Here is a 20,655-nt window from a genome sequence, read left to right as displayed (position 1 = left end):
TCGTCAGTCCTCAATGAGCGGTGTCCTGCGAGGTCGGTGCCGGCTTATTTTCGTCGCCTCGCTCAGCCGCAGGCATCATCCGCTTGCGTTCTCGCTCGCGCATGAATTCGTCGTATTTGGCGGTCCCCGGCCGGGGTGGGGCGTCGGCGGGCAGCCCGCCCGCCCAGGCCGGAATCAAGTCCGCCGCGCCGGCAGACAGCTTCTCGTTGACGGTACCGCATCCGGCCAAGGCGCAGCCTGTCAGAGCGAGGGCGAAGAGGGTTGCGAGAGGGCGGGCGCTAGTTGGCATCGCAATGCAGGGTGTCTTGCGTTTGAAGATTTGGACCTAACTACGCGAACCATTGGCGCGGGTCAGCGGAGCCTCGTTTCGAAATGGTAAGATAGCCGTATCAGGTCTTGTTGGAGGTATTATTGAACCTTAAGCTATCGGCAGCTCCTGGCGGTCAGCGCGCAGGTACCATCCATACGTCGGCTTGACAAACCGGTGCCGGACGACGCCATTCGCCGCGCTACACCGCCGAACAATCTGGGCTATGGTGAGGCAGGGCCGGGGACTCGGTTCGATCTGCAAGAATGATGAGGGGGAGAGGCGTTCATGTTCATTCGCCGTCAATTGTTGCTGGCTGCAGGCGCCATTGCCGCCGCAGCGGCCGTCGTGCCCGTCCGGGCGGAGGAAACGGTCAAGGTCGGCCTGATCGTGCCGATGACCGGCGGGCAAGCCTCGACCGGCAAACAGATCGACAACGCAATCAAGCTCTACATGCAGCAGAAGGGGGACACGGTCGCCGGCAAGAAGATCGAAATCATCCTGAGGGACGATGCCGCGGTTCCCGACAACACCAAGCGGATCGCCCAGGAGCTGATTGTCAACGAGAAGGTCAACATCATTGCCGGTTTCGGCGTCACCCCGGCCGCCCTCGCCGCGGCGCCCCTGGCGACCCAGGCGAAAGTTCCGGAAATCGTGATGGCGGCCGGCACCTCGATCATTACCGAGCGCTCGCCCTATATCGTCCGCACCAGCTTCACGCTGCCGCAGTCTTCCACCATCATCGGCGATTGGGCGGTCAAGAACGGCATCAAGAAGGTGGCCACGCTGACCTCGGATTACGCGCCCGGCAACGACGCGCTCGCTTCCTTCAAGGAGCATTTCGTGGCCGGCGGCGGCGAGATCGTCGAAGAGGTCAAGGTGCCGCTCGCTAATCCCGACTTCGCGCCATTCCTGCAACGGATGAAGGATTCCAGGCCGCACGCCGTGTTCGTGTTCGTGCCGGCCGGTCAGGGCGGCAACTTCATGAAGCAATATGCCGAGCGCGGGCTGGACAAGAGCGGCATCAGGGTGATCGGCCCAGGTGACGTCATGGACGACGATCTCCTCAATAATATGGGCGATGCCGCGCTCGGCGCGGTCACCGCGCATCTCTATTCCGCCGCACATCCCTCGCAGACCAACAAGGAATTCGTGGCCGCCTACAAGAAGGCGTTCAACAACCGGCCCGGCTTCATGGCGGTGGGCGGCTATGATGGCATCCATCTTATCTACGAAGCCCTGAAGAAGACCGGCGGCGACGTGACCGGCGACAAGCTGATCGCGGCGATGAAGGGGATGAAATGGGAGAGCCCGCGGGGGCCGATCTCGATCGACCCTGAGACGCGCGACATAGTGCAGAACATCTATATCCGCAAGGTCGAGAAGGTTGACGGCGAACTCTACAACGTCGAATTCGCGACCTTCGAAGCCGTGAAGGACCCCGGCAAGACCAAGAAGTGACTCCGCGCTCGTCATTATCGGGTGCGCGCCGCGTTCTCTCCACGTCATGCCCGGGCTTGTCCCGGGCATCCACGCTGTTCTCTGCAGCGAGAAAGACGCGGATGGCCGGGACAGGCCCGGCCATGACGCGGTCGCTAGACGTGGGCCACTCTTCAATATTGGCTGATCGGGGATGAAATGACCTCGCTCTTCACCATCCTGTTCGACGGCGTTGCCTACGGCATGCTGCTGTTCGTGCTCGCCTGCGGGCTCGCGGTGACGCTCGGACTGATGAATTTTGTCAATCTCGCGCACGGCGCCTTCGCGATGGCCGGCGGCTACATCTGCGCGGTGCTGGTGAATAATTCCGGCTGGCCGTTCTTTGCGGCGCTGCCGCTCGCCTTCGTCGGCAGTGCCGCGATTGGCGTGGTCCTTGAGCGAACGCTCTACCGTCATCTCTACGCGCGCAGCCATCTCGACCAGGTGCTGTTCTCCATCGGCCTCGTTTTCATGTCGATCGCGGCGGTCGACTACACCATGGGCTCGTCGCGGGTCTTCATCAAATTGCCGGCGGCCCTTGAGGGGCAGTTCGATGTCTTCGGGGTCGGCATCGGTCGCTACCGGCTGATGATCATCGTGATCTGCGGTTTGCTCACGGTCGCGCTGCAATTGATCCTGGCGCGGACGCGCTTCGGCAGCCGCCTGCGCGCGGCGGTCGATGATCCCCGTGCCGCGATCGGGCTCGGCATCAATGTGCCGCAGGTCTTCGCTTTCACCTTCGCCTTCGGTTGCGGGCTGGCCGGGCTCGGCGGCGCGTTGAGCGCGGAGATCCTCGGCCTTGATCCTTATTTCCCGCTCAAATTCATGATCTACTTTCTGATCGTGGTGACGGTGGGCGGCTCCTCCTCGATCACCGGCCCATTCCTGGCTTCGCTCTTGCTCGGCATCGGCGATGTTGCCGGCAAGTATTATGTCCCGAAGATGGGACCCTTCGTGATCTACACGATCATGATCGTGATCCTGATCTGGCGTCCGAACGGCCTGTTCGGCCGCACGGCCGCGCGCTGAGGGGTGCGATGAGCACGCTTCCCGACGTTTCCACGCATGTGGTTGCCGGCGCCCGCTGGCGGCCGGGCGAGATTGCATTCTGGATCGTGGTCGTCGCCTGCGGCTTCCTGTTTCCATCCCGCTACCTGATCATGACCGAGATCGTGCGGCTCGCTTTGTTCGCGCTGTCGCTCGACCTGATCCTTGGCTATGCTGGCATCGTCTCGCTCGGGCATGCCGCATTCTTCGGCGTCGGCGCCTATTCCGCGGGGCTGCTGGCGCTGCACGGTATCATCAGCGAGCCGGTAGTCGCGCTCGTGGTCGCAGGCCTTGCTGCCATGGTGCTCGGCTTCTTCACGAGCTTTCTTGTCATCCGCGGCGTCGATCTGACGCGCTTGATGGTCACGCTCGGCATCGCGCTGCTCTTGGAGGCGCTCGCCGAACGCTTCTCCGATATCACCGGCGGTACCGACGGATTGCAGGGCATCGAGATGCAGCCGATCCTCGGCCGCTTCGCGTTCGACATCTTCGGCCAGACCGGCTTCTTCTACTCGCTGATCGTGCTGTTCCTCCTGTTCGTGCTGGCGCGGCGGATCGTGCATTCGCCGTTCGGGCTGTCGCTGCGCGCGATCAGGAACAATCCGCTGCGCGCCGCCGCGATCGGCATTCCCGTCAATCGCCGATTGGTGGCGATCTACACGGTATCGGCGTTCTATGCCGGCGTCGCCGGCGCGCTGTTCACGCAGACCACGGCGCTGGCTTCGCTCGACGTGTTCTCGTTCGAGCGTTCGGCGGATTTGATGCTGATGCTGGTCATCGGCGGCACCGGCTATCTCTATGGCGGGCTGATCGGCGCCGTCGTGTTCAAGATGCTGCAGGAGCTGTTTTCGACCATTACGCCGCAATACTGGCTGTTCTGGATCGGGCTGGTGCTGGTCGTGATCGTTCTGGTCGGCCGCGCCCGCATCCATCGCTGGGCGCTTTGGCTGCCCAACCTCATCATCCGGCAATTTACCGGTCGCCGGGCCGTTGTCGTGGTTCCCGAAAGCGATCCGTCATGATGATCGCGCTGGAAACCAGGGGACTGGAAAAAACCTTCGGCGGCTTGCGCGTCACGCGCGACCTTTCGCTTCGTATCGAGCAGGGCGCCCGCCACGCTTTGATCGGGCCGAACGGGGCCGGCAAGACCACGGTGATCAACCTGCTCACCGGGGTCCTGCGGCCCAATGCCGGCCGCATCCTGCTCGAAGGCAACGACATCACCAACCTGCCGGTGCACAAGCGCGTGCTGCGTGGCTTGTCGCGTACGTTCCAGATCAACCAGCTCTATCCCGATCTCACCCCACTGGAGACCATCGGGCTCGCGGTCTCCGAACGGATGGGACGCGGCGGCGACTGGTGGCGGCGGATGGGGACGCGGGTAGACGTCAATGCCGAGATCGCCGAGATCCTGGCGCGGTTTCATTTGCTCGACGTCATGAACGAGCCCACCGTCACTTTGCCCTATGGCAAGCAGCGCCTGCTCGAGATCGCGGTCGCGATTGCCACCAGACCCCGCGTGCTGCTGCTCGACGAGCCGGCCGCCGGCGTACCCGAAATCGAGCGCCACGACATTCTGACCGCTGTCGCCGCGCTGCCGCGCGAGGTAACGGTGCTCCTGATCGAGCACGACATGGATCTCGTATTCTCCTTCGCCGACCGCATTTCGGTACTGGTCAACGGTGCGCTATTGACCGAAGGTCCGCCGGATGCCGTGGCGCGCGACCCGCAAGTGAAGGCGGTCTATCTCGGCGAGGCGGCCGATGCCTGAGCTGCTCGCGATCGAGGGCCTCCGTGCTGGCTATGGCGAGGCGGTGGTGCTGCCGGGCATGACGCTGTCGCTCCCCGAAGGCCAGGTGCTGGCGCTGCTCGGGCGCAACGGCACAGGCAAGACCACGCTGATCAATTCCATCGTCGGCGTCACCCGCCGTTTCGGCGGCCGCATTGCGCTGGCCGGGCAGGACATCACGGCGCTGCGTCCGGATCAGCGGGCCCGCGCTGGGGTCGGCTGGGTGCCGCAGGAACGCAATATCTTTCGCTCCCTCACGGTTGAGGAGAACATGACCGCAGTGGCCCAGCCAGGACCATGGACGGTGGAGAGGATCTACCAGATGTTCCCCCGGCTGAAGGAGCGGCGCGGCAATTTCGGCAACCAGCTCTCCGGTGGCGAGCAGCAGATGCTGGCGATCGGCCGCGCGCTGACCTTGAACCCAAAGGTGCTGCTCTTGGACGAGCCGACAGAGGGACTGGCGCCGATCATCGTTGAGGAATTGCTGAAAGCGCTCGGCACGATCACCCGCTCTGGTGGTATCTGCTCGATCATCGTAGAACAGCACGCGCAAAAGGTTCTGGGGCTCGCGGACCGCGTCGTGATATTGGAACGCGGCACAATCGTGCACGATGCGGCAAGCGATGCCTTGAAAGCCGATCCCACGGTGCTCGAGCGGCATCTTGGGGTCTCCGGCGCCAAAGCGCATTAATTCCGTCCCTAGGGAGTCGAAACCATGCAACGAACAAAACCTCCTTTCCGCGCCGACGAGGTCGGCAGCCTGCTGCGGCCACCGAAGATCAAGGAGGCGCGCGCCAAGCTTGAAAAGGGCGAGATCACGCCCGAGGATCTGCGCAAGATCGAGGACATCGAGATCGAGAAGGTCGTACACCGCCAGGCCTCCACTGGCCTGAAGCTCGCGACCGACGGTGAATTCCGCCGCTCCTGGTGGCACTTCGATTTTCTCGCCAAGCTGACCGGCTGCGAACTGTTCCATCCGGACGCCGGCATCCAGTTCGCGGGTGTGCAGACGCGTCATGACGCGATACGCGTGATCGACAAGTTGGATTTCCCCGACGACCACCCGATGCTCGATCACTTCAGGTTTCTGAAGAAATACGCCGACCAGGCTCATGTCACGGCGAAGATGACGATCCCGGCGCCGTCGGTGCTGCACTTCCGCGGTGGCCGCAAGCTGATCTCGAAGGAGGTCTATCCCGACCTCGAACCGTTCTTCGAGGATCTCGGCAAGACCTACCGCAAGGCCGTGAAGGCGTTTTATGACGCCGGCTGCCGCTATCTGCAGTTCGACGACACGGTGTGGGCCTACCTCTGCTCGCAGGACGAATTGCAGAAGGCGCGTGAGCGCGGCGACAATCCCGATGGCCTCCAGGAGATCTACGCCCGCGTCATCAACTACGCGATCGCGGACCGTCCGTCCGACATGGTGATCTCGACCCATGTCTGCCGCGGCAATTTCCGCTCCACCTGGATTTCGTCCGGCGGCTACGAGCCGGTGGCGGAAACGCTGCTCGGCGGCACTAACTACGATGGCTATTTCCTCGAATATGATTCCGACCGTGCCGGCGGTTTCGAGCCGCTGCGCTATTTGCCAAAGGGCAACAAGGTCGTGGTGGTCGGCGTCATTACTTCCAAATTCGGCGAGCTCGAGAGCAGGGACGCCATCAAGCGACGTCTGGAGGAAGCTTCCAAATTCGCGCCGCTCGAACAACTCGCGCTCTCGCCCCAATGCGGCTTCGCTTCGACCGAGGAAGGCAACGTCCTTTCCGAAGAGGAACAGTGGGCGAAGCTCAGGCTTGCAGTGGAAGTCGCAGAAGAGGTGTGGGGCAGGTAGCCGCCGCCTGCCGTCACTGCGAGCACCGCTTTCTCCCCTGTCATTGCGAGCGAAGCGAAGCAATCCATGCCTCGACAAGTGGTGAAATGGATTGCTTCGCTTCGCTCGCAATGACGGCGCGATTGCGCATTCCACTCGCCCTGTGGCGGGAGAGGCTAGGGGGTTCAAAGAGTGGGAAACTTGTGCTAAGAGGATATCACGCTCTATCGCTGCCCACTGCCGTCCCACTCTCTTGGCCCGATGAAGAACGACCAAATCCTGAGCCAGATCACTGACTTCTGCCGGGGGGCCGACATGGCCGAGTCCACGTTCGGCCGGCGTGCGGTCAACGACGGCAAGCTGGTGCACCGGCTGCGGGAGGGCAAAAAGATCACCATCGACACGCTGGACCGCATCCAGGCCTTCATTGCCACCTCGACGCCGGGCGGTGTGGCGCCGCCGCGGGGGCTGGTGGTGCCGCTGGAGAAGCGCGATCCGCGGCAGAATTTCCGTTTTTTCGAGAACCGGCAGCGGTATTTGCTGTTCGTCCATACCTGCGGCGAGAAGCGGGTGATCGCGCAGCGGGTGGCGCTGGAGCTTTCCGCCATCCATCCCCGGCCGCCGGCGCTGCGGATGTTCGACGCCGGCGTCGGCGATGGCACGGTGCTGGCGCGGGTGCTGCGCGCCATGCATAGCCGCTTTCCCCATATGCCGTTCTACGTGGCTGGCAAGGAACTCAGCCTGGAGGACGTCCGGCTGACCCTCGACAAGGTGCCGGACCGGCTGTTCGAGCACCCTTCGACCGTGTTCGTGCTGACCAACATGTATTACGACGAGGCGCCTTGGCTGACCCCCAAATCCCCGGTGGCGGCCGCCAGCACGCTCTGGCACGAGGTGCCGCTGCGGGGGGGCTCGTCGGGCGAATTCGAGGCCCAGATCGCGGAACTCGGCCCGTTTCTCGAGCAGAATTGGCGTGCCCGCGTCAGCCCACGATCCGGGATGCCCATCTATGAGCGTCCGGTGGTTTTGGTGCTCTACCGGGAGGACCAGAGATTCCTGCTCGATTCGATCATCCCGCGGGCCGGCAAGACCGAGGCCAATTTCGACCTCGTCATCGCATCCCAGCCATACCGGGCGAAATCCTCGGTGAATTTCCGGGCCAAGCGCATCATTGCGCCACTGGCGCGCGCCTTGCGCGGCGGCGGTCGCCTGATCGGTATTCACTCCCATGGCGACGATCCGGGTTTGGAAATTATCCAGGCCGTGTGGCCCGGAGAAAATCCTTTCGCCGTCAGCCGCCATGAGATACTGCGCGCGGTCAAATACGAGCTGGGGTCGGCCGGGCGCGACCTTAACTTTAACGCATACGCGGATAACCGCTCGATCTTCCGCTATGATATGGAAGCCTTGCCTAACGAGGTCACCGGCTCGATCGGAACCTCGACTGCCTTTGCAGCGTGGAACGCGGCGGTGTATGTCGCCCAGGTTGAAGACGACCGGTTGGCGGAGTTGGCGGAAAGCGGCCGAACTCTCGAAGCCACCCGCGACGTTCTGCGCAAACATAATGGGCTTTGGTTCTACGACGAATCCTACGTCATCTCGCGTCGCCGGGACTGACATGTCAGGAACACACTCACACAAACGTCGGAAGTCGACATAACAAGGGGTTTGCTTGATGCGCGCGTCTTATCTGTTCACCAGCGAGTCGGTCTCCGAAGGGCATCCAGACAAGGTCTGCGACCGGATCTCGGACGAGATCGTCGATCTGTTCTATCGGGAAGGGCCGAAAGCCGGCATCGACCCGTGGCAGATCCGCGCCGCCTGCGAAACGCTTGCCACGACCAACAAGGTGGTGATCGCCGGCGAAACCCGTGGGCCCCAGTCGGTAACCAACGACCAGATCGAAAGCACCGTCCGCGAGGCGATCAAGGACATCGGCTACGAGCAGGAGGGCTTCCACTGGAAGAACTGCGAGATCGAGATCCTCCTGCATCCGCAGTCGGCCGATATCGCGCAGGGCGTCGACGCGCTGCAGCCGGGCGAGAAGAAGGAAGAGGGGGCGGGCGACCAGGGCATCATGTTCGGTTACGCCACCAATGAGACGCCGGACCTGATGCCGGCGCCGATCTTCTATGCCCACAAGATCCTGCGGCTGATTTCCGAAGCGCGCCACTCCGGCCGCGAGAAGGTTTTGGGGCCGGACTCCAAGAGCCAGGTGACCGTGCAGTACGAGAACGGCAAGCCGGTCGGCGTGCGCGAGATCGTGGTCTCGCACCAGCATCTGGTCGAGGATCTCTCCTCCAATCAGGTTCGCGACATCGTCGAGCCCTATGTGCGCGAGGCGCTGCCGAAGGATTGGATCAACGGCAAGACCATCTGGCACATCAACCCGACCGGCAAGTTCTTCATCGGCGGCCCCGATGGCGACTCCGGTCTCACCGGCCGCAAGATCATCGTCGACACCTATGGCGGCGCGGCCCCGCATGGCGGCGGCGCTTTCTCCGGCAAGGATCCGACCAAGGTCGACCGCTCGGCCGCCTATGCCGCGCGCTATGTGGCCAAGAACATCGTCGCCGCCGGTCTCGCCGACCGCTGCACCCTGCAGCTCGCTTACGCGATCGGCGTGGCGCGGCCGCTGTCGATCTACATCGACACCCATGGCACCGGTAAGGTGCCGGAGGACAAGCTCGAGAAGGCGGTGGCGCAGGCGATGGACCTGACCCCGCGCGGCATCCGCACCCATCTCGACCTCAACCGTCCGATCTACGCGCGGACCTCGGCCTACGGTCATTTCGGCCGCACGCCCGACAATGAGGGCGGCTTCTCCTGGGAGAAGACCGATCTCGTCGAGCCGCTCAAGCGCGCAGTCTAAGCAGCGTACGTCATTCCGGGGCGCTCGCGAGAGCGAGCAAAGCCGGAATCCTTGTCCATCATTTTGAGATTCCGGGGTCGCCTCTTCGAGGCGCCCCGGAATGACGAGTTTAACAACAGGAATCTCGCGATGAACGCCCCGACAAAGCCTGGCTTCACCGACTATATCGTCAAGGACATCTCGCTCGCCGACTTCGGCCGCAAGGAAATCTCGCTCGCAGAAACCGAGATGCCCGGGTTGATGGCGACACGCGAGGAGTTCGGCCCCAAGCAGCCCCTGAAGGGCGCGCGTATCGCCGGCTCCCTGCACATGACCATCCAGACCGCTGTCTTGATCGAGACGCTGGCCGCGCTCGGCGCCGACATCCGCTGGGTCTCCTGCAACATCTATTCGACCCAGGACCACGCCGCGGCCGCGATCGCTGCTGCCGGCATTCCGGTGTTCGCGGTGAAGGGCGAGACCCTCACCGAATACTGGGACTACACCGCCAAGCTGTTCGACTGGCACGGCGGCGGCACGCCCAACATGATCCTCGACGACGGCGGCGACGCCACCATGCTGGTTCATGCCGGCTACCGCGCCGAGCAGCGCGACATTGCGTTCCTCGACATGCCCGGCTCGGAGGAAGAGGAGATCTTCTACGCGCTGATCAAGCGGCTTCTGAAGGAGAAGCCGAAGGGCTGGTTCGCCGAGATCGCCAAGAACATCAAGGGCGTCTCGGAAGAGACCACCACCGGTGTGCACCGCCTCTACGAGATGGCGAACAAGGGCACGCTGCTGTTCCCGGCCATCAACGTCAACGACAGCGTTACGAAGTCGAAGTTCGACAACCTCTATGGTTGCCGCGAGTCGCTGGTCGACGGCATCCGCCGTGGCACCGACGTGATGTTGTCGGGCAAGGTCGCGATGGTGGCGGGCTTCGGCGACGTCGGCAAGGGCTCGGCGGCTTCGCTGCGCCAGGCCGGCTGCCGCGTGATGGTCTCCGAGGTCGATCCGATCTGCGCGCTGCAGGCGGCGATGGAAGGCTATGAGGTCGTGACCATGGAAGATGCCGCGCCGCGCGCCGACATCTTCGTCACCGCCACCGGCAACAAGGACATCATCACCATCGAGCACATGCGCGCGATGAAGGATCGTGCCATCGTCTGCAACATCGGCCACTTCGACAACGAGATCCAGATCGCGTCGCTGCGCAATCTGAAATGGACCAACATCAAGCCGCAGGTCGACGAGATCGAATTCCCCGACAAGCACCGCATCATCCTGCTGTCGGAAGGCCGCCTCGTAAACCTCGGCAACGCCATGGGCCATCCGTCCTTCGTGATGTCGGCCTCCTTCACCAACCAGACGCTGGCGCAGATCGAACTGTTCGCCAACAACAAGAACGGCAAGTACGAGAAGAAGGTCTACGTGCTGCCGAAGACGCTGGACGAGAAAGTCGCCCGCCTGCACCTCGCCAAGATCGGCGTCAAGCTGACCGAGCTGCGCAAAGACCAGGCCGACTATATCGGCGTCAAGGCGGAAGGGCCGTACAAGTCGGATCATTACCGCTACTGATCCAGGCTCTCTGGGATCCTTCTGCGTCATGGCCGGGCTTGTCCCGGCCATCCACGTTCTGGCTTGACTAGCGGCGCAGAAAGGACGTGGATGCCCGGGACGAGCCCGGGCATGACGGCGGCGCTTGCGGGCTCCTGGGGAGGTCCCAATGGAGCATTTCGATGTTCTGATCGTCGGCGCCGGGCTGTCCGGCATCGGCGCGGGCTATCACCTGCAGCAGAAGTGCCCGAGCAAGAGCTACGTCATCCTCGAGGGCCGCGACTGCATCGGTGGCACCTGGGATCTGTTCCGCTATCCCGGCATCCGCTCCGACAGCGACATGTACACGCTCGGCTACTCGTTCCGCCCGTGGACCGAACCGAAGGCGATCGCGGACGGGCCGCGCATCCTGAACTATGTACGCGAGACCGCGGCGCAGAACGGGATCGACCGCAAGATCCGCTTCAACCATCGCGTCAAGCGTGTCTCGTGGTCGTCCGAAGAGGCGCGCTGGACCGTCGAGGCGGAGCGCAGGGCAGGCGAGGGCGCGGCCGAGATCGTGCGCATCACCTGCAATTTCCTCCTCATGTGCTCGGGCTATTACAGATACGAGGAAGGCTACACGCCGGACTTCGCTGGTGCCGCCGACTTCGATGGTGAGATCGTTCATCCGCAGAAATGGCCCGAGCATCTCGACTACGCCGGCAAGCGCGTGGTCGTGATCGGCTCAGGCGCGACAGCGGTGACGCTGGTGCCGGAGCTCGCCAAGACAGCCGCGCATGTCACCATGCTGCAGCGCTCGCCGACTTACGTGGTGGCGCGTCCGGCGGAGGATGCGCTCGCCAACAAGCTCCGGCGCAATCTCTCGGCGGGGCTCGCTTATCATCTGATCCGCTGGCGCAACGTGCTGCTCGGCATGTATTTCTTCCAGCTCTGCCGCCGCAAGCCGGAGCGCGCCAAGCAGCTCATCCTCGGCGGCATCAAGATGGCGCTCGGTCCGGATTACGACATCGGCACGCATTTCACGCCGCGCTACAATCCGTGGGAGCAGCGGCTCTGCCTCGTGCCCGACGGCGACCTCTTCAAGTCGATCCGCGAGAAGCGCGCCTCGGTTGTCACCAGCCAGATCGATACCTTCACCAGGAACGGCATTCGCCTGAAGGACGGCAGCGAGCTTCCGGCCGACATCATCATCACCGCTACCGGGCTGGTCCTGCAGGTGCTCGGCGGCGTCGAGGTCAGCGTCGACGGTCGCATCGTCGATTTCGCGAAAACGCTGAGCTACAAGGGCATGATGTATTCGGATGTGCCGAACCTCGCGGCGACGCTCGGCTACACCAACGCGTCGTGGACGCTGAAATGCGACCTCACCTGCGAATATGCCTGCCGTCTGATCAACTACATGGACCGGCACGGCTTCAGGCAGTGCGTGGCGCATAATCTCGATCCTTCGATCGAGGCGCTGCCGGCGCTGGATTTCTCGTCCGGCTATGTCCAGCGCTCGATCGCGAAATTGCCCAAGCAGGGCTCGAAGCGGCCGTGGCGGCTCTACCAGAACTATGCGCTCGACATCGTCTCCCTGCGCTATGGCAAGGTGGATGACGGCGTGATGCAGTATTCGTGACGATCCTCGCTGTTCTCGGCGAAACCTGCGCCTTAACGCCCCATGGGTAGTTTTGCGGATTCGGGCTTCCCGCCGAATCAGCCATTCTGCCGCGACGGTTAACGCCGGATTAACCGAGACACCCTACGCTGCACGGCCTGTGGCTGCTGATAGCAAGAGGAAGCCCATGGACGCCCAGCGAATTGCCGTCGATGCCCTCGTGGCGCTGACCGATTGCGACCGCGACGCCGCCGTTGCCTTCATCCGCCGCTTCTACCTCGCCGGCATCAAGGACCCCAAGCGCCTGACCTTCAAGGGCCTGCAGGCGATGCGCGCCTGAGGGAACCGTGCCGTGGGATGGGCAGAGCGGAGCGAAACCCATCGCCATAGTGCACGCGGCGTGAATGATGGGTTTCGCTCCGCCCTACCCATCCCACGATTCTCCCAACGTCGCTACGGTGTCGTCCCGCGAGGGCGGGGACCCATAGCCACAGGGAAGTGTTGTGGCGCGAGCAAGCGGTTGCGGCGGAGCACACGACAACGGCCTGTGGTTATGGGTCCCGGGGCAAGCCCGGGACGACGGGAGGAGAGGCTCTGATTCAAATGTCAAACAGCTCTCCACTGTCATCGTCCGCCACCGGGTCGGCGCGTAGCGCCGCCCGATGACAGGCTCCGGCGGACGATCCAGTATTCCAGAGACGGTAGTGCTTACGCTCAGACGTCACGGATTATTGGATGCCCGCCTTCGCGGGCATGACGATGGAGGATGAGGAAAGGATGTAACTCCGCATTCTCGCGGCGCGTTACGCCCGAGCTTTGCGTTACTTTTCACCCTCTCATCGAACAGAGGGCGCAGGGAAAGCCGGGTGCCGGTTGCACCCATGGGTCCCGTGCAACAAAAAGCACGGGGGTAGGACCACAGGTTCAACCGAAGCATTCCGGCTTTCCCTGCGCGATGGTGTTACGGCTTACTTCGTACTCTCCCCGGTGACCGGGCTTTCTTGCCACCGTCGCCTCTCAGATCATCTCTGCGAGACTTAGCGCCAGCGTCGGGGCGCCAGGACCACACGACTTCGCCGTCCGCTGATGTCACGCTCGTCAGTCGTGATACCTGCGTCCACCGCATCTCACCGCAACGTTCGTGACGATCGCGATCCGCCCCTCATTCGGGTGAGACGCGCGGATTCATTAGCGGTGATTTGCCCGACGGGTGAAGGGGAATATTTTCGTGAAGAGGGGCTGGACGCCCCGGTTCATATTGGAACTGCTAGAGAATTTTTCTTCTGCGAGCGGGCCTGCTCGATCCGGATGTAGCCTCCGGCATTGGCTTTGGGGCGCGGTTGCATTATACAAACATTGCACGAACATTGCTTGTGGTCGGGGCCACGGCAGGGACCGATATGCTAAAAACGCTATTCGCACCGCAGCTGGTGATCCTCTACATCCTGGCGGTATCGACGATCTATGTGCATTTCCGCGGCCGCGAGCGGCTCCGCTTCGCGCGTCAGCTCGGCGATCACTCGACCTATCTCGCGCCCTACAATGTGCTGATGTATGCGGGCTCGGCCGTTCCGAACACGCCGGTGATCCCGGTCGAGAAATTTCCCGAGCTCGCCAAGCTCAGCGAGAACTGGGAGACGATCCGCGAAGAGGCGGTGCGGCTGTTCGACGAGGGCTTCATCCGCGCGGCCGCCAAGAACAACGACTGGGGCTTCTATTCCTTTTTCAAGAGCGGCTGGAAGCGCTTTTACCTGAAGTGGTATGACGACTTCCTGCCGTCGGCGCGCACACTGTGCCCGAAGACGGTGGAGCTGTTGAATTCGATTCCGTCCGTGCACGGCGCGATGTTTGCGATGCTGCCGCCCGGCGGCAAGCTCGGCGCGCACCGCGATCCCTTTGCCGGCTCGCTGCGTTATCACCTCGGGCTGGTCACCCCCAACTCGAACAAGTGCCGGATCATGGTCGACGGCGTGGAATGCGTCTGGCGCGACGGCCAGGCCTTCATGTTCGACGAGACCTTCATCCACCACGCCGAGAATGCGACCGACGTCAACCGCATCATCCTGTTCTGCGACGTCGAACGCCCGATGAAGTACGGCTTCATGACCGCGATCAATCGCTGGGTCAGCCATCACATCGTCAAGGCCTCCGCCACGCAGAATGTGGACGGCGAGCATGTCGGCGTGCTCAACAAGGTGTTCGGCAAGCTCTACGAGGTCCATCTCGCCAGCCGCAAGGTCAAGGAGTGGAACCGCAACGTGTACTACACGCTGAAATATTCGCTGACGGTCGTGATCCTCGGGCTGATCGTTGCGTCGGCGCTGAGATGATAGCTGCGGAGCTGCAGGGCGGATTAGCGAAGCGTAATCCGCCGTTCCCCCTCGAACTGCATTGAAGATGGCCGAGAAGGTGGCGGACTACGCTTCGCTAATCCGCCCCACGATCCTCATGCCCGTCGCCTAAAGTTCTAGCCTTGATTTCCGGGTCGGTTGGAACCTTCGGCGCGTCATGTCGTTTGTGATCGAACGACCCAAGCAGTTCAAATTCGCGGGGGCTTGTCCGAGGGAGATGCTCCCATGGCAACGCTCGGCCTCGACGCCACCCAACTGACTCCATCCGAGCATCAGCGCCAGCTTCGTCGCGCCGTCATCGCCTCCACGATTGGGACCGCGATCGAATGGTATGATTTCTTCCTTTACAGCACCGTCACCGGTCTGGTTTTCGCAAAGCTGTTCTTCCCGCATTCCGACCCCTGGGTCGGCACGCTGGAGGCATTTGCCATTTATGCTGTCGGCTTCGTCGCGCGGCCGATCGGTGCCGCGATCTTCGGGCATTATGGCGACCGCATCGGCCGCAAAGCGACGCTGATCGCGACGCTGCTCCTGATGGGACTGGCGACCGCGGCGGTGGCTGTGGTGCCGACCTATGAGCGCGTCGGCATCTGGGGTGCGGTGATCCTGACGGTGCTGCGCTTCATCCAGGGCGTCGGTGTCGGAGGCGAATGGGGCGGCTCGGTGCTGATGTCGATGGAGTGGGCGCGCGACAACCACTCCCGCGGGTTCATCGCGTCATGGCCGCAATTCGGCGTTCCCTGCGGCCTTTTCCTCGCCAATCTCGCGGTGCTGGCGTTCAGCCAGATGGCTGGGGACCAGTTCCTCGCCTGGGGCTGGCGGCTTCCGTTTGCGCTCAGCCTCATCCTGGTCGTCGTCGGCCTCTACATTAGGCTCGGCATTCTGGAAACGCCGGTGTTCAGCAAACTGCAGGCCGAGCAAAAGCTCGACCGCACGCCGATGCTGACGGTGATCAAGGAGTATCCGAAGGAAATCCTGCTGTCCGCCTTCGCGCGGATGGCCGAGCAGGCGCCGTTCTACATCTTCACCGCCTTCGTCTTTTCCTACGGCATTGCTACGCTGCACGTCTCGCGCGACTTCCTGCTCACTGCAGTGCTCACGGCTTCGGTGCTGTCGTTCGTCTCGATCCCGCTGTTCGGACATCTGTCTGACCGGATCGGCCGCAAGAACATGTATATGATCGGTGCTGTCGTGACCGGTATATTCGGTTTCATCTACTTCGCGATGCTCAACACTGGATCTCTGACGATCATCTTCCTCGCGATCGTCCTGTCGCTGATCCCGCACGACATGATGTACGGGCCGCAGGCCGCGCTGATCGCCGAGAGCTTTACCGGGCGCCTGCGCTACAGCGGCTCATCGCTCGGCTACCAGCTCGCATCGGTGATCGCCGGCGGTCCGGCGCCGCTGATCGCGGCCTGGCTGTTCGGCATGTACCAGTCGGCGACCGCAATCGCGATCTACATCGCGATCTGCGCCGTCATCACCCTGGTCGCGACTGCGCTGATGACCGACTACACCGGAAAGGACATCAACGCGGCCGACGCACACGACCGGCGGGCATAAGGCAGCAAATGGAGGAAAGGGCATGTTGAAATGGCGGAATGAATCGGCGCTCGATCTCTACAATCTGGCGGCAGCGATCTTCCTGCTTGCGGCACCCTGGATGTTTGTCCGTGTCAACCCGACGGCGGCAATCGATCTGCGGGCAAGCGGCGCGGCGATCGCGATCCTGTCGCTGGCGGCGATCATTGCATTTTCCGCTTGGGAAGAATGGGTCAACCTGCTCGTCGGGGGCTGGCTGATCGTGTCACCCTGGCTGCTCGGCTTCGCGCACACCCGCGCAATGCATTTCAGCATCGTCGCCGGCGCCGTGGTGATATTCATGTCGCTGCTTGAGCTGTGGCTGGAATACGAGAAGACGCATCTCGGCCCGGGCTACGAAGCTTAGCAATAACGGGACTGTCATTCCGGGGCGCGCGCAGCGCGAGCCCGGAATCCATTTCTCCGCCGTCACCTGCCATCTGATGGATTCCGGGTTCGATGCTGCGCATCGCCCCGGAATGACGGCGGTAACTGCGGTTAGGGCGGAGCATTACTCCGGCTGGCCGATCGAGACCTTCAGCGTGCCGACGCCGTCGACGCCGCATTCGATTTGTTCGCCGGGTTGGAGCTGGGAGACGCCGGCTGGTGTTCCCGTCATGATGAGGTCGCCGGCGGCGAGCTTCACCTGCTGGGAGAGCTGCCAGATGATCTCGGGCACGTTCCAGATCAGTTCGGTGAGGTCGCCCTTCTGGGTTTCCTTGCCGTTGACGGTGAGCCAGATCCTGCCCTTTGAGGGATGGCCGATCTTGGAGGCGGGCTGCAGCGCAGAGCAGGGCGCCGAATAGTCGAAGGACTTTCCGATCTCCCAGGGACGCTCCTTCTTGCGCGAGGCGATCTGCAGATCGCGGCGGGTGAGATCGATGCCGACGGCGTAGCCAAAGACATGGTCCAGCGCCTTGTCGGCGGGAATGTTGAGGCCGCCGCTCTTCATTGCGACCACCAGTTCGACCTCGTGGTGCAGGTCCTTAGTCAGCGGCGGGTAGGGGATGGTAGCACCGTCAGGCACCAGCATGTCGGCGTGCTTGGCGAAGAAGAAGGGCGGCGCGCGCTCGTCATTGCCCATCTCCCTGATGTGTTCGAGGTAGTTGCGGCCGACGCACCAGATGCGGCGGACGGGGAAGGATTTCGTCTCCCCGACGACGGGGAGCGAAGGCTGCGGCGGGGCGGGGATGACGTAGTCTGTGGCGGTCATGAAGCGCTCTCGTTCTCGATGTGGGATGGTTTAGCCGGTGGCGCTGATCGGGGCCAGCGTGAGCGGGCGGGTGTCGTAGTGCTGCAGGCGGAAGAAGGAGGCGTAGCGGCCGCCGCGGCGGAGCAGTTCGTCATGGCGACCGCGCTCGACGATCTGGCCGCCCTCGACCACCAGGATCGCGTCCGCATGCATGATGGTGTGCAGCCGATGCGCGATCACGATCGTGGTGCGGTTCTGGCAGAGATGCTCGATCGCCTCCTGCACCTGCTTTTCGGATTCGGAATCGAGCGCGGCGGTCGCTTCATCAAGCAGGATGATCGGCGCGTTCTTGATCAGCGCGCGCGCCACCGCGATGCGCTGGCGCTGCCCGCCGGACAACTGCGTGCCGAGCTCGCCGACCGGGGTGTCGTAGCCGAGCGGGAAGCTGGTGATGAAGTCGTGCGCACAGGCCGCCTTGGCCGCGTCCACGATCTCATCTTCGGTGGCGCCGGGCTTGCCGAAGGCGATGTTGTTGCGGATGGTGTCGCGGAACAGATAGACGTCCTGGCCGACATAGGCGGTCTGCTGGCGCAGCGAGCGCCGCGACACCGAGGCGATCGATTGGCCGTCGATCAGGATGTCGCCCTCACTCGCTTCATAGAAGCGAAGCAGCAGCGCCAGCACTGTGGACTTGCCGCCGCCGGAGGGGCCGACCAGCGCGGTGACCTTGCCGGGCTCGGCGACGAAGCTCATGTGGTTCAGCACCGGCGCGTCGGCGCGATAGGCAAAGCCGACATCGCGCAGCTCAATCCGCGCTTCGGTCAGCCTCAAGGCCGGCTTGTCGTCGTCGGAGCGTTCGCTCGCGGGGCTATCGACGACTTCGAGCAGCATCCGCGCGCCGACCAACTGGCTGTTGAGATCGATGTTGAGCCGCGACAGCCGTTTTGCCGGCTCGGTTGCCATCAGGAAGGCGGTCATGAAGGAGAAGAACGCGCCGGGGGTCGCGTTGAGCGCGACCACGCTGTAGCCGCCATAGAGCAGGCAGCCGGCCACTGCGAAGCCGCCGAGCATCTCCATCAGCGGGTTCGAGCGGTTGGCAACCCGCGCCATCTTGTTGGCGTTGCGCTCGACGGCCGTGATGTTCGCGTCGATGCGCTGCTTCATCGTCTCTTCCAGCGTGAACGCCTTCACGGTGCGAATGCCCTGCAGCGATTCCTGCATGGTCTCAAGGATGTCGGCGGTGCCGGTGAACTGGTTGTAGGCGAGGCCCTTGATGCGCTTCACCAGCTTGCGCAGGATCAGCATCGCCGGCGGCACCACCACGAGGCCAATGAACGACAGCACCGGATCCTGGAACACCATCACGCCGATCATGGCGATCAACGTCAACAGATCGCGCCCGATGGCGTTGATCAGCATGTTGAGGACGTCGGTGATGGATTTGGCGCCGGCAGTCATCCGGGCCAGGAATTCCGACGAATGCCGTTCGGAGAAGAAGCCGATGCTTTCGCTCATCAGCTTGGCGAATAACTGACGCTGATTGTTGGCCAGGATGGCGTTGCTGATCTTCGCCAGGATCACGCTGTGGCCATAGGTCGCCACGCCCTTGATGAACAACAGAATGACGGTCACGCCGGAGAGACGCGCGATGCCGGCAATGTCCCTGTCGATATAGGCCTGGTTGATCACCTGACCCAGGATATAGGCGGCGCCGGCGGTGGCGCCGGCCGATATTGCCATCAGGACGAACGCTTGCAGATAGCGCCGCCAATAGGTGAGCCCCTGCTCGGCGATCAGACGGCGAATCAGGATCGCCGCCCCATAGGGGTCGTCGGTTATCTTTCTTGGAGGCTCGGTCATCCGCGTTCCCTTGACGCCGCATTGTTCGGAAGCGGGCGCGCGTCAGCGTCAGGCGAACGACTCCTTGCCTGCGAAACAGATGTTTTTCAAGCCATATTCAGGCCAAATAACGGCTTGATTTTCAGGCCGATTCCGCCTGCTGGAGCGGGCCGCCGCGCTCCAGGAACAGCTTTTGCTCCCAGGCCAGCGCATGCGCCGCGATGGTCTCGAGATCGTCGTATTTCGGCGTCCAGTCCAGGAGCGTGCGGATGCGGCTGGTGTCGGCGACCATGGTCATGATGTCGCCGGGACGGCGCGGCGCAACCGACACGGCGAAATTGCGCATGGAGACGCGGCGCACCGCCTCGATCGTCTCCAATACCGAATAGCCGCGGCCATAGCCGCAATTCAGCGTGACCGAACCTCCGCCAGCACGCAAATAAGACAGCGCGGCGTGATGCGCCTCGACGAGATCGGTGACATGGATGAAGTCGCGGATGCAAGTACCGTCCGGCGTCGGATAGTCGCTGCCGAACACGTCGACCTTGGCGCGCTGGCCGGTGGCGGCCTCGACCGCGATCTTGAGCAGATGCGTCGCGCCGATGGTGGAGAGCCCGATGCGGCCCAGCGGGTCGGCGCCGGCGACGTTGAAATAGCGCAGCACGACATAGCTCATGCCATAGGCGGTGGCCACATCATGCAGCATGATCTCCGTCATCAGCTTCGACATGCCGTAGGGCGACAGCGGCCGCGTCGGCGCGGTTTCCGGCACCGGCACCTCTTCAGGATTGCCATAGACGGCGGCGGTGGACGAGAAGATGAAGCGGCTGACGCCGGACTTGACCGCGGCGTTCAACAGGCTCTGTGTGGTCATCGTGTTGTTGCGGTAGTAGCCGAGCGGATCGCGCATTGATTCCGGAACTACCACCGAGCCGGCGAAATGGATGATGCTCTCGACGCCGTGCTGGGCGATCACGCCCTCGACGAGATTTTCGTCGCCGGCATCACCGATGAACAGCGGCACGCCTTCGGGCAGGAGCGCGGAGAAGCCGGTCGAGAGGTTGTCGACCACCACGACGCTTTCGCCGGCATCGACCAGCGCGCGCACCATGTGACTTCCGATATAGCCGGCGCCGCCGGTGACGAGCACGGTCATGACTTCACCTCTCCCCGCTATTTTCCCGGGATGTTAGCGGGGGCGCGATGAAGAGGGGGTTTCGTGGCCTCAGAACTGGCCCCTATG

18 protein-coding genes are annotated in these 20,655 nt (G+C 63.0%); 14 read left to right on the top strand and 4 right to left on the bottom strand.

The features are described 5' to 3' along the window. Positions 1-10: 10 nt before the first annotated feature. Positions 11-289 carry a hypothetical protein gene (locus AC5ZGW_RS30445; protein WP_496114007.1) on the bottom strand — a complete coding sequence of 93 codons (279 nt, stop codon included), beginning with the start codon at positions 287-289 and terminating at the stop codon, positions 11-13. Between the two features lie 306 nt (positions 290-595). Between AC5ZGW_RS30445 and AC5ZGW_RS30440 the strand changes: the two genes are divergently transcribed. From AC5ZGW_RS30440 to AC5ZGW_RS30375, 14 genes are all read left to right on the top strand, one after another. Next, complete coding sequence (locus tag AC5ZGW_RS30440) at positions 596-1,768, top strand: ABC transporter substrate-binding protein (protein WP_130227071.1); 1,173 nt, start codon at positions 596-598, stop codon at positions 1,766-1,768. 177 nt (positions 1,769-1,945) lie between these two features. Continuing rightward, positions 1,946-2,815 carry a branched-chain amino acid ABC transporter permease gene (locus AC5ZGW_RS30435; RefSeq protein ID WP_130227070.1) on the top strand — a complete coding sequence of 290 codons (870 nt, stop codon included), beginning with the start codon at positions 1,946-1,948 and terminating at the stop codon, positions 2,813-2,815. A gap of 8 nt (positions 2,816-2,823) precedes the next feature. Then, a complete protein-coding gene (locus AC5ZGW_RS30430; protein WP_130227069.1) occupies positions 2,824-3,855 on the top strand; it encodes a branched-chain amino acid ABC transporter permease in 1,032 nt (343 codons plus the stop codon). Beyond that, the gene (locus AC5ZGW_RS30425; protein WP_130227068.1) at positions 3,852-4,604 is read left to right on the top strand and encodes an ABC transporter ATP-binding protein; all 753 of its coding nucleotides are present in this window, start codon (positions 3,852-3,854) and stop codon (positions 4,602-4,604) included. Before AC5ZGW_RS30430 ends, AC5ZGW_RS30425 begins: the two co-directional genes overlap by 4 nt. After that, the gene (locus tag AC5ZGW_RS30420) at positions 4,597-5,313 is read left to right on the top strand and encodes an ABC transporter ATP-binding protein (RefSeq protein WP_130227067.1); all 717 of its coding nucleotides are present in this window, start codon (positions 4,597-4,599) and stop codon (positions 5,311-5,313) included. The genes AC5ZGW_RS30425 and AC5ZGW_RS30420 overlap by 8 nt, the downstream gene beginning before the upstream one ends. Before the next feature lie 24 nt (positions 5,314-5,337). Next, positions 5,338-6,456: a cobalamin-independent methionine synthase II family protein gene (locus AC5ZGW_RS30415; protein WP_130227066.1), complete on the top strand. Its 1,119-nt coding sequence runs from the start codon at positions 5,338-5,340 to the stop codon at positions 6,454-6,456. A gap of 240 nt (positions 6,457-6,696) precedes the next feature. Then, positions 6,697-8,052 carry a hypothetical protein gene (locus tag AC5ZGW_RS30410; protein WP_130227065.1) on the top strand — a complete coding sequence of 452 codons (1,356 nt, stop codon included), beginning with the start codon at positions 6,697-6,699 and terminating at the stop codon, positions 8,050-8,052. A gap of 58 nt (positions 8,053-8,110) precedes the next feature. Then, the gene (metK, locus tag AC5ZGW_RS30405; RefSeq protein WP_130227064.1) at positions 8,111-9,307 is read left to right on the top strand and encodes a methionine adenosyltransferase; all 1,197 of its coding nucleotides are present in this window, start codon (positions 8,111-8,113) and stop codon (positions 9,305-9,307) included. Between the two features lie 129 nt (positions 9,308-9,436). Next, positions 9,437-10,864, top strand: coding sequence for an adenosylhomocysteinase (gene ahcY / locus AC5ZGW_RS30400; RefSeq protein WP_130227063.1), 1,428 nt, complete (start codon positions 9,437-9,439; stop codon positions 10,862-10,864). Between the two features lie 148 nt (positions 10,865-11,012). Next, positions 11,013-12,467: a flavin-containing monooxygenase gene (locus AC5ZGW_RS30395; RefSeq protein ID WP_130227062.1), complete on the top strand. Its 1,455-nt coding sequence runs from the start codon at positions 11,013-11,015 to the stop codon at positions 12,465-12,467. A gap of 166 nt (positions 12,468-12,633) precedes the next feature. Next, positions 12,634-12,786, top strand: coding sequence for a hypothetical protein (locus AC5ZGW_RS30390; protein WP_165435298.1), 153 nt, complete (start codon positions 12,634-12,636; stop codon positions 12,784-12,786). Positions 12,787-13,846: 1,060 nt separating this feature from the next. After that, entirely contained in the window at positions 13,847-14,776 is a 930-nt protein-coding gene (locus AC5ZGW_RS30385; protein WP_130228952.1) for an aspartyl/asparaginyl beta-hydroxylase domain-containing protein, read from the top strand. Between the two features lie 246 nt (positions 14,777-15,022). After that, entirely contained in the window at positions 15,023-16,363 is a 1,341-nt protein-coding gene (locus AC5ZGW_RS30380; RefSeq protein ID WP_130228951.1) for an MFS transporter, read from the top strand. A 22-nt stretch (positions 16,364-16,385) separates the two neighbouring features. Then, entirely contained in the window at positions 16,386-16,748 is a 363-nt protein-coding gene (locus tag AC5ZGW_RS30375) for an SPW repeat protein (protein ID WP_130228950.1), read from the top strand. 144 nt (positions 16,749-16,892) lie between these two features. On the opposite strand, the gene AC5ZGW_RS30370 is transcribed toward AC5ZGW_RS30375, so the two are convergent. The 3 genes from AC5ZGW_RS30370 to galE form a co-directional block, all read right to left on the bottom strand. After that, the gene (locus tag AC5ZGW_RS30370) at positions 16,893-17,594 is read right to left on the bottom strand and encodes a fumarylacetoacetate hydrolase family protein (protein WP_130228949.1); all 702 of its coding nucleotides are present in this window, start codon (positions 17,592-17,594) and stop codon (positions 16,893-16,895) included. Between the two features lie 30 nt (positions 17,595-17,624). Then, positions 17,625-19,433 (bottom strand): ABC transporter ATP-binding protein, encoded by a 1,809-nt coding sequence (locus AC5ZGW_RS30365; protein ID WP_130228948.1) that lies wholly within the window; start codon positions 19,431-19,433, stop codon positions 17,625-17,627. A gap of 121 nt (positions 19,434-19,554) precedes the next feature. After that, positions 19,555-20,568, bottom strand: a complete 1,014-nt coding sequence (galE, locus tag AC5ZGW_RS30360; protein WP_130228947.1) for a UDP-glucose 4-epimerase GalE — start codon at positions 20,566-20,568, stop codon at positions 19,555-19,557. Positions 20,569-20,655: the final 87 nt, after the last annotated feature.

The organism is Bradyrhizobium sp. Crot121, from assembly GCF_059512385.1.
Note: the sequence above shows the minus strand (reverse complement) of the source record. Positions and strands in the feature narration are given on the sequence as shown.

Bases quoted from the DNA above. Each gene is read 5' to 3' on its own strand.
- AC5ZGW_RS30420 (WP_130227067.1), top strand. From the start codon at position 4,597: ATGCCTGAGCTGCTCGCGATCGAGGGCCTCCGTGCTGGCTATGGCGAG.
- AC5ZGW_RS30370 (WP_130228949.1), bottom strand. From the start codon at position 17,594: ATGACCGCCACAGACTACGTCATCCCCGCCCCGCCGCAGCCTTCGCTC.
- AC5ZGW_RS30415 (WP_130227066.1), top strand. From the start codon at position 5,338: ATGCAACGAACAAAACCTCCTTTCCGCGCCGACGAGGTCGGCAGCCTG.
- galE (WP_130228947.1), bottom strand. From the start codon at position 20,568: ATGACCGTGCTCGTCACCGGCGGCGCCGGCTATATCGGAAGTCACATG.
- AC5ZGW_RS30410 (WP_130227065.1), top strand. From the start codon at position 6,697: ATGAAGAACGACCAAATCCTGAGCCAGATCACTGACTTCTGCCGGGGG.
- AC5ZGW_RS30395 (WP_130227062.1), top strand. From the start codon at position 11,013: ATGGAGCATTTCGATGTTCTGATCGTCGGCGCCGGGCTGTCCGGCATC.
- AC5ZGW_RS30385 (WP_130228952.1), top strand. From the start codon at position 13,847: ATGCTAAAAACGCTATTCGCACCGCAGCTGGTGATCCTCTACATCCTG.
- AC5ZGW_RS30390 (WP_165435298.1), top strand. From the start codon at position 12,634: ATGGACGCCCAGCGAATTGCCGTCGATGCCCTCGTGGCGCTGACCGAT.
- AC5ZGW_RS30440 (WP_130227071.1), top strand. From the start codon at position 596: ATGTTCATTCGCCGTCAATTGTTGCTGGCTGCAGGCGCCATTGCCGCC.
- ahcY (WP_130227063.1), top strand. From the start codon at position 9,437: ATGAACGCCCCGACAAAGCCTGGCTTCACCGACTATATCGTCAAGGAC.
- AC5ZGW_RS30445 (WP_496114007.1), bottom strand. From the start codon at position 289: ATGCCAACTAGCGCCCGCCCTCTCGCAACCCTCTTCGCCCTCGCTCTG.
- AC5ZGW_RS30375 (WP_130228950.1), top strand. From the start codon at position 16,386: ATGTTGAAATGGCGGAATGAATCGGCGCTCGATCTCTACAATCTGGCG.
- AC5ZGW_RS30365 (WP_130228948.1), bottom strand. From the start codon at position 19,433: ATGACCGAGCCTCCAAGAAAGATAACCGACGACCCCTATGGGGCGGCG.
- AC5ZGW_RS30430 (WP_130227069.1), top strand. From the start codon at position 2,824: ATGAGCACGCTTCCCGACGTTTCCACGCATGTGGTTGCCGGCGCCCGC.
- AC5ZGW_RS30435 (WP_130227070.1), top strand. From the start codon at position 1,946: ATGACCTCGCTCTTCACCATCCTGTTCGACGGCGTTGCCTACGGCATG.
- AC5ZGW_RS30380 (WP_130228951.1), top strand. From the start codon at position 15,023: ATGGCAACGCTCGGCCTCGACGCCACCCAACTGACTCCATCCGAGCAT.
- metK (WP_130227064.1), top strand. From the start codon at position 8,111: ATGCGCGCGTCTTATCTGTTCACCAGCGAGTCGGTCTCCGAAGGGCAT.
- AC5ZGW_RS30425 (WP_130227068.1), top strand. From the start codon at position 3,852: ATGATGATCGCGCTGGAAACCAGGGGACTGGAAAAAACCTTCGGCGGC.